This is a genomic window from Noviherbaspirillum sp. (assembly GCF_035944575.1).
In the GTDB taxonomy this organism is placed as follows: Bacteria; Pseudomonadota; Gammaproteobacteria; order Burkholderiales; family Burkholderiaceae_D; genus Noviherbaspirillum.
Genome location: NZ_DASZBA010000200.1, coordinates 14594 through 27015, shown reverse-complemented (window position 1 = coordinate 27015; position 12422 = coordinate 14594). Strand labels below are relative to the sequence as shown.

Annotated in this window: 11 protein-coding genes; 5 read left to right on the top strand and 6 right to left on the bottom strand. The window is 60.1% G+C overall.

What is annotated here, in order from left to right; genetic code table 11:
• Positions 1–136: 136 nt before the first annotated feature.
• From VGU61_RS15765 to tsaE, 3 genes are all read right to left on the bottom strand, one after another.
• Positions 137–652 carry a chemotaxis protein CheW gene (locus tag VGU61_RS15765; protein ID WP_326860152.1) on the bottom strand — a complete coding sequence of 172 codons (516 nt, stop codon included), beginning with the start codon at positions 650–652 and terminating at the stop codon, positions 137–139.
• A 424-nt stretch (positions 653–1076) separates the two neighbouring features.
• Positions 1077–2393 (bottom strand): N-acetylmuramoyl-L-alanine amidase, encoded by a 1317-nt coding sequence (locus tag VGU61_RS15760; RefSeq protein ID WP_326860151.1) that lies wholly within the window; start codon positions 2391–2393, stop codon positions 1077–1079.
• A complete protein-coding gene (gene tsaE / locus VGU61_RS15755; protein WP_326860206.1) occupies positions 2357–2842 on the bottom strand; it encodes a tRNA (adenosine(37)-N6)-threonylcarbamoyltransferase complex ATPase subunit type 1 TsaE in 486 nt (161 codons plus the stop codon). The genes VGU61_RS15760 and tsaE overlap by 37 nt, the downstream gene beginning before the upstream one ends.
• Positions 2843–2934: 92 nt before the next feature.
• Here tsaE and queG point away from each other — a divergent pair, with 92 nt between their 5' ends.
• Positions 2935–4026 carry a tRNA epoxyqueuosine(34) reductase QueG gene (gene queG, locus VGU61_RS15750; RefSeq protein ID WP_326860150.1) on the top strand — a complete coding sequence of 364 codons (1092 nt, stop codon included), beginning with the start codon at positions 2935–2937 and terminating at the stop codon, positions 4024–4026.
• A gap of 5 nt (positions 4027–4031) precedes the next feature.
• On the opposite strand, the gene VGU61_RS15745 is transcribed toward queG, so the two are convergent.
• From VGU61_RS15745 to VGU61_RS15735, 3 genes are all read right to left on the bottom strand, one after another.
• On the bottom strand, positions 4032–4922 hold the full coding sequence (locus VGU61_RS15745; RefSeq protein ID WP_326860149.1) for an AEC family transporter: 891 nt from the start codon (positions 4920–4922) through the stop codon (positions 4032–4034).
• A gap of 56 nt (positions 4923–4978) precedes the next feature.
• Positions 4979–5569: a response regulator transcription factor gene (locus VGU61_RS15740; protein ID WP_326860148.1), complete on the bottom strand. Its 591-nt coding sequence runs from the start codon at positions 5567–5569 to the stop codon at positions 4979–4981.
• A 111-nt stretch (positions 5570–5680) separates the two neighbouring features.
• Positions 5681–7711, bottom strand: coding sequence for a PAS domain S-box protein (locus VGU61_RS15735; protein WP_326860147.1), 2031 nt, complete (start codon positions 7709–7711; stop codon positions 5681–5683).
• A gap of 233 nt (positions 7712–7944) precedes the next feature.
• On the opposite strand from VGU61_RS15735, the gene VGU61_RS15730 reads away from it, so the two are divergent.
• The 4 genes from VGU61_RS15730 (at position 7945) to VGU61_RS15715 (ending at position 12413) form a co-directional block, all read left to right on the top strand.
• Positions 7945–9006: a TRAP transporter substrate-binding protein gene (locus VGU61_RS15730; RefSeq protein ID WP_414691645.1), complete on the top strand. Its 1062-nt coding sequence runs from the start codon at positions 7945–7947 to the stop codon at positions 9004–9006.
• Between the two features lie 303 nt (positions 9007–9309).
• Positions 9310–10290: a tripartite tricarboxylate transporter substrate binding protein BugE gene (locus tag VGU61_RS15725; RefSeq protein WP_326860146.1), complete on the top strand. Its 981-nt coding sequence runs from the start codon at positions 9310–9312 to the stop codon at positions 10288–10290.
• Positions 10291–10622: 332 nt separating this feature from the next.
• Positions 10623–11600: a tripartite tricarboxylate transporter substrate binding protein BugD gene (locus VGU61_RS15720; RefSeq protein ID WP_326860145.1), complete on the top strand. Its 978-nt coding sequence runs from the start codon at positions 10623–10625 to the stop codon at positions 11598–11600.
• Positions 11601–11948: 348 nt separating this feature from the next.
• A complete protein-coding gene (locus VGU61_RS15715; protein WP_326860144.1) occupies positions 11949–12413 on the top strand; it encodes a tripartite tricarboxylate transporter TctB family protein in 465 nt (154 codons plus the stop codon).
• Positions 12414–12422 lie beyond the last annotated feature (9 nt).

Sequence of the window (12422 nt, the reverse complement as noted above, 5' to 3'; positions counted from 1 at the left end):
CTCTATGGCGTCCGGCAAGCTGACGCAGGGGGCGGGACCTATTGCCCCGCAATTGCGGGCAGTTACCTGGACGCCTTGCTTGGTTTTTTTAGTTGGGTTGGCGCGCTTCGTGATACGTCCTGCACGGGACCGCGGATCAGTGTGCGGTCAGTTGGTCGATGAGGCCGATGTCCGCGCCGGACATCAGCTTGTCGATATCGATGAGGATCAGCATGCGTTCGCCGATGGTGCCGATGCCGATCAGGTGCCCGCTTTCGAAGGCGCCGCCGAGGTCGGGCGCCGGTTTCACCTGATCGGGTTTGAGCATGGTGACATCGGACACGCTGTCCACCACCATGCCTACCACGCGGGCTCCCACGTTCAGGATGATCACCACGGTGAAATGGTCATAGGTCGGCTTGCCGAGATTGAACCTGACGCGCATGTCGATGATCGGCACGATCACGCCGCGCAGATTGATAACGCCTTTCATGAAGGCCGGCGCGTTGGCGATGTGCGTCACCGCGTCGTAGCCACGCAATTCCTGCACCTTGAGGATGTCGATGCCGTACTCCTCCTTGCCGAGGGTGAAGGAGAGGAACTCGCGTATGCCGCTATCCTGCGGGCCATTGTGTTCAGATACAGGGGCAATGCCGGTGCTTGTTTGCAGCATGTTGTTTCTCCCTGAAAGAAGACGTCGTATCAATCCATGGTTGAACGATCGTGTCGGCTATCCGATGCCGGCGGCCGGCGGATTCGACCCACACTCTTAAGCCGCCTGTGACTCAGCCTCTATCGAAAGCCGGCAGGTTCCATCGCGGAAAGTGCCGATGGCGGAAAGCATGGAGCGATTACCGACTGTCGATATATATTTAACGGCAGCCGGCTTGCGCACTGAAGCGCTCGAAGAAGAAAAAAGAAAAAATATTGTGTCGATTAAAACATTGATCAGTCTGCAGGCAAAGCATCAAACCTGCTTGCAAATTTGCCATCGCGAACCGATTTCCGGCGGGCGACGCCCGCCATATCGTCATGCACCCGCGCCACTTTGCCCGAATGCCCGAACTGAAATAGATCGCCGCGTTATCAGACAGGCGTTACATCATCCGGTTTTTTGCCAGCGGCGGATTCTTGGCAAAATACTTCCGGATGCCGGTCAGCACCGCGTCCGCCATCTTGTCCTGGTAGGCATCGTCGGTGAGCTTGGCTTCTTCCTCGGGATTGGAAATGAACGCAGTTTCAATAAGGATGCTGGGGATGTCCGGTGCCTTCAGGACGGCAAAGCCGGCCTGTTCGACGGCCGCCTTATGCAACCGGTTGATGCCGCCGATTTCCGCCAGCACCGCTTTGCCCAGCTTCAGGCTGTCGTTGATCTGGGCGGTGGTTGACAGGTCCAGCAGAACGCTGGCGAGCAGCTTGTCCTGCCCCTTGAGGTTGACGCCGCCGATGAGGTCGGCCGAGTTTTCCTTGCGGGCCAGCCAGCGGGCGGCGGTGGAGCTGGCGCCTTTTTCCGACAGCACGAATACCGACGAACCGCGGGCGGTAGTCTCTATCCAGGCATCGGCATGAATCGACACGAACAGGTCGGCCTGCACTTTTCGTGCCTTGCTGACGCGAACATGAAGCGGCACAAAGTAATCGCCGTCGCGCGTGAGCATGACGCGCATGTTCGGCTGCTGCTCGATCTTGGCTTTCAGACGTTTTGCAATTGCCAATACGACATCTTTTTCCCGGCTGCCGCCGCGGCCTATCGCGCCGGGATCTTCGCCGCCATGCCCCGGATCAAGGGCAATCGTGATCATGCGGGTCAATTGGGCCGGTTTGTCTTCACCGGCTCCGGGGCGCGGGGGCGCGACCTCCGGCCTGGTTTCGGCGACCGGGGGCGCCTCCGGCGTATCGGCCGGCTTTTCCTTCGACCATTCGCCTTTCATGATCAGGGCGGCGATCGGGTCGGGCGGATTGACCGGATACAGATCGAAAATCAGCCGGTGCTTGTATTCGCCGATCGGCGCCAGGGTGAAGACTTGCGGATTGATTTCCTCCTTCAGGTCGAATACCAGCCGCACCACGCCGGGGCGGTTCTGGCCCACCCGCACCTGGCGGATATATGGATCGTTCGGCTGGATCTTCGCGACCAGCTCCTTCAGCGTGGCGTTGAGTTCGAGGCCTTCGATGTCGACCACCAGCCGCTCCGGATTCTTGACGATGAAGTGGCTGGTCTTGAGGTTGGTATCGTTTTCCAGTGTGACGCGGGTGTAATCGTCGGCCGGCCAGACGCGAACCGCCATGATCTGCGCGGCCTGCGCAGGCCCGGAAGCGATGACGGAGATAAGAAGTGTGCCGCCGGCTTTGAGGAGAGTGCGGCGGCGTCGGGATGTCACAAGTTTGGTGCGAATTTCAGTCGGTCGAGACATTGAATACCCTGGTCGGACAACCCTTGCAATTCTACATCACGCCCTGTACCGGAAACTTGCAGGTAGGCATTGATGTCGGGCGGGGGCAACACGGGTTCACCTTTTTCGGGCCATTCAATGATGCAGATCGTATCGGCGTTGAAATACTCGCGGAATCCGGCATCGAGGAATTCTTCCGGGCTCCCCATCCGGTACAGATCGAAATGGATGACCTCGACCGGTCGGCCGGCGATGACGACCGAGTAAGGTTCGGCCAGCGTATAGGTCGGGCTTTTTACATTGCCGGCATGGCCCGCCGCATGCAGCATGGCACGGGTCAGCGCGGTCTTGCCGGTACCGAGGTCGCCGTGCAGGTAGATGGTGAGGCCGGGAGCAAGCGCGGCGGCCATGGCGGTGCCCAGCGCCGCGGTCGCGGCTTCGTCGTTGAGGTGGGCCTTGAAGTTCTGCATCTCGTAAAATGGCTGCTTTCCATTGACGCGGTAGGTGAGCGGCATCCTTTCACCGCGATTGTTGTCATCCTGCAAGCGAACCGCCTGTTTTCATGATCGAGACCGATACCAATTTTTCCGCGCTCGCACTTGCCATCAAGGCATGGGGGCGCGAACTCGGCTTCGCCGAGGTCCGCATTTCGGATACCGATCTGTCGGCCGCCGAGGAAGGATTGCAGGCATGGCTCGCCGCCGGCCATCATGGCGACATGGATTATATGGCAGCCCATGGGATGAAGCGCGCCAGGCCCGCAGAGCTCGTGCCGGGAACGGTGCGGGTCATCACGGCTCGCATGGATTATCTGCCAAGAAATGCAGGCAAGGACTGGCGCCCCGCGGAAGAACGGCGTGCCGGCGATCCATCCGCCGCCGTGGTCTCCATCTATGCACGCGGGCGCGACTATCACAAGGTGCTGCGCGGACGCCTGCAGCAACTGGCGCAACGCATCGAAGGTGAAATCGGCACATTCGGCTACCGGGTATTTACCGACTCGGCGCCGGTCATGGAAGTGGCGCTCGGTGCCAGGTCCGGCACCGGCTGGCGCGGCAAGCACACGCTGCTGCTCAACCGCGAGGCCGGCTCGATGTTCTTCCTCGGCGAGCTGTTTACCGATCTGCCGCTGCCGGTCGATGCGCCGGTGAGCGATCATTGCGGGCAGTGCAGTGCCTGCATCGACATCTGTCCGACACAGGCGATCATCGGCCCCTACCGGCTCGATGCCCGCCGCTGCATTTCCTACCTCACGATCGAGCTCAAGGGCAGCATCCCGCTGGAATTGCGCAGCCTGATCGGCAACCGGGTGTACGGCTGCGACGATTGCCAATTGGCTTGCCCGTGGAACAAGTTCGCGCAGCCATCCGGGCTGCCCGACTTCGACGTGCGTAATGGACTCGATAACGCATCCATGGTGGAACTGTTCAGCTGGAGCGAGGAGGAATTCAACCGGCGGCTCGAAGGCAGTCCGATCCGCCGTATCGGGCATGAACGGTGGTTGCGCAATATCGCGGTGGGACTGGGGAATGCGGCGCGGCATGGGGTGTCATTGCCGGAGATCGTTGCGGCGTTGCGGGCCAGGGCGGACCATCCGTCGGCAATGGTGCGGGAGCACGTGGCTTGGGCGCTGGAGCAACATCACACCGTCTGACTGACCTATAACACCAACCCTAACCACAACGGCAGCGACACCGCCGATACCACCGTACTCGCCGAAACAAGGAAGGCCACGAACGGACCGTTGCCGCCCATGCGTGCTGCCAGCACATAGGCGCTGGACGCCGTCGGCAAGGCGCAAAACATCAGCAGGATTTGCATTTGCAGTGGCGGCAGACCGAACCAGCGCCCGGCCAGGAACCCGACCAGCGGCAGCACCAGCAGTTTGACTCCTAGAAAATAAACGGCCATGCCCTTGGCTTCGTGCAGGCCGGACAGCCTCAGTCCGGCGCCGACCGTCATCAGGCCGGCGGCGATCGACGCATTGCCCATGCGCGACAGCGTGGCGCCGATGATGTCCGGCATCTGCAGTCCGGAAAGGTTGAACATCATGCCGCCGGCGGTCGCCACCAGCAGCGGATTCTTCGCCAGCTCCTTCAGCAGCCCTCCGCCTTGCGGCACCAGCGCATGCACCGCCGCCATATTGCAAAGGGGAACGGCAAATCCGATGATCAGCGCCATCAGTGATGTTCCCTGTTCACCACCGAGGCGGGAGGCGATCGCCAGCCCAATATAGGAATTGAAGCGAAACGCGGTTTGCACGCCGGATTCGAACACCATCGGCCCGGCGCGGAACAGCCGCTTCGCCAGCCAGCCGAGGGCAACACCGCACAGGGACGCGGCGATCGCCGCCTGCACGAGCTTGCCGGTGCTGGTGAAATCGAGGGGAGTACGGGATGTGGAATAGAACAGCAGCGCAGGGAACAATGCGTAATACACCAGCTTCTCCAGCCCGGCCCAGAAGGACGCACCCCAATCGGTGAACCGGGCCAGCAGGAAGCCGATCAGGATCAGGGCAAAGTCGGGGAAGAGGATGGTGGCGATGGACATAAGTTAGTTGGCCGGACGATTGTGTACTGCGCCCGGCCCGACGCGGTGACAGTCGGCTACTTCAGCAGTCGCGCCAGTTCCACCGCGGTCTTGACGTTCATCTTGTCGAAAATATGGGCGCGATGGACTTCGACGGTGCGCATGCTGATGCCGAGCTGATCGGCGATGACCTTGTTCATTTTACCGGCAAGGATCAGTTCCAGCACTTCGCGCTCCCGCGCGGACAATGCCTGAAGGCGCGCCTGCACCGCGGCCGCCTCGCCGGCTTGCCGGGAGGCGGCGAATGCTTCCTGCACCCGGTCCATCAGCTTGTTGTCGTTGAACGGCTTCTCGAAAAAGTCGAATGCGCCGCGCTTCAGGGTGTCCACCGCCATCGGCACATCGCCGTGGCCGGTGAGGAAAATGATGGGAAGCCGGTGCGTGAGTTCACGCGCCGCCAGCAGTTCGAACAGCGCGACGCCGCTGATGTTCGGCATGCGCACATCCAGCAGGATGCATTCGCCTTGTGTATCGAAGCTTTGCAGGCCTTCCAGCGCGCCAAGGAACGCTTCACCGCTGTCGTACGCCGCAGCCGATATTCCGCGCGATCTTGCTAACCACGTCAGCGAGTCCCGGATCACCTCTTCGTCATCCACTATGTGCAGCATTCGGTCTCCAGCCAATCCGCCCTGCTTGAGCCGGACTTTTTATGTGTATTCGTCCTGCGAGGGCGGTGTATTGTCTGGCCGATTATGCCAGAACGAATTTCACCGTCACAGTTATTTGCTCATCGCCGTTGCAGGGACGGTCTCCGCCGCCGGCAGCGAAAAACGGAAGATCGTTCCCCCCGCCGGATTGTCGGCATGGGTCATCGTCCCGCCGTGGAATTCGATGGCGGTGCGGCAGATGTTCAGGCCGATGCCCATGCCTTCCGCTTTAGTCGAAAAGAAGGGTGAGAACAGCCGTTCCGCCACTTCCGCCGGGATGCCGTGGCCACGGTCGATGACGGAAATCACGACATTGGTCTGCGACGGCGATTCCTCTTTCCGCTCGGCGACGATGCGCAGGCTGCGCCGCTCCGGCGCCACATGCTGCATTGCCTCGATCGCGTTGCGCGTCAGATTCAGCAGCACCTGTTCCAGCAGCACGCGGTCGGCCAGCACCGACGGCAGCCTGGGCGCCACGCTGGTCTGGATGGCGACGAAGAATTGCTGCGCCTGCAGTTCCACCAGCGGCAGCACGCTGTCGATCAAGGTCTGTATCGACACCTTCTCGCGCGCCGGTTCGCGCTTCTTGACGAATGCGTGCACGCTGCGAATGATGTGGCCGGCGCGCTGTGCCTGGGCGCTCGCCTTTTCCAGTGCCGGCTTGAGCATGTCGATATCGACGTCGGCGGGCGTGGCCGCGTTGTTGATCAGATTGAGCGCCCCGGTGGTGTAGCTGGAGATCGCCGCCAGCGGCTGGTTGATCTCATGCGCCAGCGTCGATGCGATCTCGCCCATGGTTGCCAGTCGTGCGCTGGCCTGCAGCTTTTCCTGCTGCTGGCGATTGAGGTCCTCGATGCGCTTGCGGTCCGAAATATCGAGGATCGATCCCATCCATCCGGTCTGCTTGCCGCTGTTGTCGACCAGCGGCGATTCGAAAATCAGCACGGGGAACCGCTCGCCGTTGGCGCGTTGAAAAATCGTTTCAAAACCCTGGTCGGTGACGGTTCCCGCCAGCACCTGCGAAAAGCGCTCCTGGTATTCCTCCATTGCTTCCGGCGCCCAGTACGGCATCGGTGGCATCCTGCCCAGCAGATCTTCCGCCGCCATGCCCACCATGCGGCAGAAGGCCGGATTGACGTAGGTGACGCGGCCTTCGAGGTCGCGCGCCCGCATGCCTGTCACCAGCGAATTTTCCATCGCGCTGCGGAAGCTCACCTGCTGCCGCAGCGCACCCTCCGCTGCCAGACGCCGGTTGATGTCGCGCCACAACGCCCACAGACTCCAAAGAAGCCCGATCGACAGTGCGATCACCGAGCCGACCAGCAGGTTGGGCAGCAGTTTCGGCGCACTCTTGACGCTGTTCGTGCGCAGCGTCAATCGCGCGCCGGGCAGATCAAGCGCCCGCAGGTGGGTATAGACGCCGCGCCCCGGACCGCCGGCGGCGCGCTTGGCCACCATCGCATCGTCGCTGTCGGTGAGCTGGATTTCATTGTCCTGGGCGAACCACCACGGCACCATTTCATCCAGGATGCTGGCGACCGAGTAGCTGGCAATCAGGCTGCCGATATAGCGTTCGCCGGCAAACAGCGGGAGGTGATAGTCCATCAGCAGCGGCCCGGTCAAGCCGGGTGGCGGCGCCGGCTGGCTGTATTGCGGTGTCCTGGTGCCGCGCGCGCGCTCCGCCGCCGCCAGCGAATGGCCGGGCAGGTCCTTGAACGCCAGCGGCGAATCATCGGTCGATTCGATCAGCCTGTCGGCATCATCGAACAGCGCGATGCGGTTGAGTTCGCGATTATTGCGGATCAGGCTCGCCATGCGGTCCTGCAGGCGTTTGCCGGTCAGGTAGCCGGCGCTGATTTCGGTGCCGATCAGGCGGATGTTTTCCTCGTTGCGGCCAATCTGGAAACGGATGGTCTGTTCCACCCAAAGCGTGTCGGCGATGAGCTGTTCCTGGCGCTCGTTGGCTTCCATCTGCTGCGCCTGCCATGGCAGCCATAACAAAATGGACGCGAACAGCAATACCAGCAGAACCGGCAGGAACCATTGCAGCGGCTGGCGGCGGCTGAGAAAGCCGGATCTGGAATTGAGCGAAAGCGTAGGCATGACCGGTGTCGGAGAAATACCGCTGTTTAGACAACGAAAATAAACGACCAAAATGAAATGCAGCCGGCGAAGCCGCCTGACGGCTGTTTCAGCCAAGTGTAGCCGACCGGCGGCCGCTTACGGCGGCCCGCTGAGCGGATTGTGGTTATCCACAGTTGTAGTGTAGGGGAGGGATGCAGAGAATAGCCGAACGCCCATGCTTAAATCAGCGTTATTTTCCTATTGGGAACTCAATGAAGTTCAGCCCGAAGTTCAGCGTGAGATTCAACGCACTGCTTTTCGCAGTGGCTGCGGTGTCCCTGAACCTTGAGGCCCGGGCCGACGCACCCATCGTCATCAAGTTCAGCCATGTCGTGGCGAGCGACACGCCGAAAGGCAAGGCGGCCGAACGATTCAAGGAGCTGGCCGAGCGCGCCACCAAAGGACGTGTCAAGATCGAAATCTACCCGAACAGCCAGCTCTACAAGGACAAGGACGAACTCGAAGCCTTGCAGCTGGGCGCCGTCCAGATGCTGGCGCCGTCGCTGGCCAAGTTCAGCCCGCTCGGTCTCCGCGAGTTCGAGGTCTTCGATCTGCCTTATATATTCCCCACCAAGGAAGTCCTGTACCGCATTACCGAGGGACCCATCGGCAAGGAGCTGTTGGACAAACTTCAAAGCAAGGGCATTACCGGGCTGGCATTCTGGGACAACGGATTCAAGGTGATGTCGGCCAATCGGCCATTGAGAGTGCCGGCCGATTTCAAGAACCAAAAAATGCGCATCCAACCGTCGAAGGTACTGGAAGCGCAGATGCGGGCGCTCGGCGCCATTCCGCAGGTGCTGGGTTTCAGCGAGGTGTACCAGGCACTCCAGAGCGGCGTCGTGGACGGCACCGAAAATCCGCCCTCAAACTTCTATACCCAGAAAATGTACGAGTTGCAGCCGCACTTGACGGTGTCGAATCACGGCTACCTCGGCTATGCGGTGATCGTGAACAGAAAATTCTGGGAAGGGCTGCCAGGAGGGATTCGGGTCGAGCTCGAAGGGGCTATGCGGGAAGCAACACTGTATGCCAACGCCATCGCACAGACTGAAAACGACCGGGCGATGGAAGCAATCAGGAAGACGGGCAAGACAGCCGTGCACCAGTTGTCCGACAAGGAAAAGGAGGCATGGCGTGCAGCGCTGGCACCGGTGCATCGTGAAATGGAAGCACGCATCGGCCGCGACCTGATTGCCGCCGTCAACAGGGAGGCGGCGCGAGACGTTGCGAAGGAAGCGGCAAAGAAACCGGCGGCCTTGATCGGACGCTGATCGGTTGTCGCTTTTTCCGCATGGCGGTTGCTGCAGTACATGCGGTTTTCCATCCAGCTCTTCGTGAATCAGCCAGGAGGCACATTAAAATTTTCGTTGTATCAAAGGCTTGCAACATGGCCCCTATCTGGCACGTTGCCTGCTAAGGAAAAGCCCGGTTGCCTTTGACGACTGCACCGGGTGCCGTCGTCAAAGGTAATCCGTGCCCGGGGAAGCAAGGATGCAGTAGCGCGCATCACTGCATTCTGCTTGCCGGGGCATTACCCAACACTTGCAAGCGATCTCAACACCAGGAGACACGATATGAAGTCACGCAAACTGCTGCTCACAATCACATTCGCCGCCGGCGCTGCCGCGATGGCGTCGGCCCAGGCGCAAAATTTCCCCACCAAGCCAATTAGACTGATCGTACCGTTCGCGCCCGGCGGCACGACCGACATCGTTGCCCGCGTTGTCGGCGATAAACTCGGCAAGGAACTTGGACAGCCGGTCGTTATTGAAAACCGCGGCGGCGGGGGCGGCAGTATCGGCGCATCCGCCATTTCCAAGGCCGAGCCGGATGGATACACCATCGGCGTCTCCACGGTGTCCACCCACGCGGTCAACGCCGCCTGCAACAGCAAGCTCGGCTACGACCCGATCAAGGATTTCACACCGATCACCAACATGGCACGCACACCCAACGTACTGACGGTCAATCCGAAGTTTCCGGCACAGGACTTCAAGCAATTTCTCGCTGAAGTAAAGAAAAATCCAGGCAAGCTTAACTACGCCACGTCAGGAACCTGCAGCATCCAGCACATGGTCGGCGAACAGTTCAAGGCATCCACCGGCACCTTCATCCTGCACATTCCGTACCGCGGAGCAGGTCCGGCACTGAACGACCTTCTCGGCGGCCAGGTCGACATGATGTTCGATAACCTGCCGTCCTCGATGTCGCATATCCAGTCAAACAAGCTGCGTCCGCTGGCCATTGCCTGGCATAAACGCCTGGAGGCTTTGCCGAACGTCCCGACCTTTGCCGAACTCGGCCTCAAGCAGGTCAATGATCCTGCGTGGTATGGCCTGGTCGCACCGCCGAAAACCCCGGATGACATCGTCAAGAAAATCAACGCCGCCGCCGTCAAGGTGCTCAACATGCCGGACGTCAAGGAGCGGCTGATGGCAAGCGGAGCAGAACCGGTCGGCAATACCCCTGCCGAACATGCCGCCGAAATCAAGGCCGAGCTGGAAAAAATGAAGAATCTCGTCAACAAGCAAGGCATCAAGCTTGACGGTGCCTGATCGTATTCGATTCGCTTCTCCACAATAAGGGCGATCCAGTCGCCCGCTCCGATAGACCAGGGTGGGCAAGTACCCGGATCGTCCTCTCCATTTCCCTGAGGAACGCCAAGTCACTCAGCGGCATCCGTCTCGATCGCCCGAAAAGTTCGGTTGGATCAAGACTGCGGCTTTCCACAGTTGTAACCCCTGTTCGAGCAGGGAATAATGCGCCCATGGAAGCTTCCGCCGTCCTTTCCGCATTTGGGCGGTACACCCGGATTTCCGTAGCTGCGGCGTGCGATTGTGGCCGTTTAATTCTGGTTTAGTGACAACTCATAATTGGAGAGACACCGATGAAACTTACATTGCTTCGGACGGTTGCCGGTATTGCGCTGATGACGGGCGCCATGGCCCACGCGCAATCGGATTACCCCACCAAGTCCATCACCATGATCGTGCCTTTCGCAGCCGGCGGACCAACCGACACCGTGGCACGCCTGGTCGCGCAATCGATGTCGAAAACGTTGAAGCAGCAGGTCATCGTGGAAAACGTCGGTGGCGCCGGCGGCACCATCGGCGCGGCCCGCGTCGCCAAGGCCGCGCCCGACGGCCATACGATTTTCCTGCATCACATCGGCCAGTCGACCGCCCCGACCTTGTATCGCAAACTTTCCTATGACGCGATCAACGACTTCGAGCCGGTTGGCCTCGTGACGGACGTTCCGATGACCATCGTGGCGCGCGGCAACTTTCCCGCCAAGGACCTGAAAGAATTCATCAACTACGTCAAGGCCAACAAGGACAAGGTTACATACGCGAACGCCGGCGTGGGCTCGGCATCGCATCTGTGCGGGATGCTGCTGATGAGCGCAATCGGCACCGATGTGACCACCGTGCCTTACAAAGGAACCGGTCCGGCGATGAATGACCTGCTCGGCGGACAGGTCGATATCATGTGCGACCAGACCACCAACACCACCAGCCAGATCAAGAGCGGCAAGATTAAGGCCTACGCGGTCACGACCAAGAACAAGGTCGCTTCGCTGCCTGAACTGCCGACCGCGAATGAAGCCGGACTGCCGAACTTCGAAGTGGCGGTATGGCATGCCGTCTACGCACCAAAAGGCACCCCCAAGCCTGTAATCGCCAAGCTGGAAGACGCACTCAAGATTGCGCTGAAAGACGGCACGGTCAAGCAGCGCTTCGCGGAACTCGGCACCGAACCGGTGGCGGAAAACCGCGCAACACCGGACGCGCTGCGTACCCACCTGAAGGCCGAGATCGATAAGTGGGGGCCCATCATCAAAAAGGCCGGCGCATACGCTGACTAAGCGTGTGAAGTAGGTACAAAACAGAAGCATCGGCGGGATCACGAGATAGCGAGGAGGCTTTTTGTTGTCCCGTCGCCCCTGCGTCACTTTTGCGACATTCGATCAATTGCCGGTTTCGACCCGGGTCCTGAGCCAGGTGAGTGCCAAATTGGGCGTAGTGCCTATGATGGTGACAAACGGCAATGCTGGCAATAAATGCCTTGACATGTCATCTCGTACATTTCAAGGCATTTTCAATTCATAATCGAGCCAGCGTGACAGTTTTCGAATCGCCCGCTCGCTTGCCTTGTTAGGCCGCAAGACGGACTGTATATTAAAAGCCTGATAACACAATAAGGAGAAGACACCGTGTCATCGTTCATACGCAACCCCAAGGAATTCTGGTCGGGGATCATGTTCATTTTCTTCGGGGCGGCGGCACTCTATATTGCCCAGCAGGATTATCCGATGGGCAGTGCAGGCCGAATGGGACCTGGGTATTTCCCCTCAGTGCTGGCTGGGCTGCTTACCCTGGTAGGCATCATCGCTGTGATCCGCTCCCTGATCAGGCCGGGCGAAGCGGTCGGTCACTTTGCCTTCAAGCAAACCTTCCTCGTACTCGGCGGCGTCCTGCTGTTCGCCGCATTGGTGCGCACCGCCGGCTTGGTGGTCGCCATCCTCGTTCTGGCGCTCGTCAGCCTGTACGCAAGCTCACAATTCCGCTGGAAGTCCGCAGTCATCTTCGCCATAGCAGCAGTCATATTCTGCGTGCTGGTATTCGTGAAGGGGCTTGGCGTGCCGATGCCGATCCTCGGTTCGTGGTTCGGAAACTAACAGGGGATA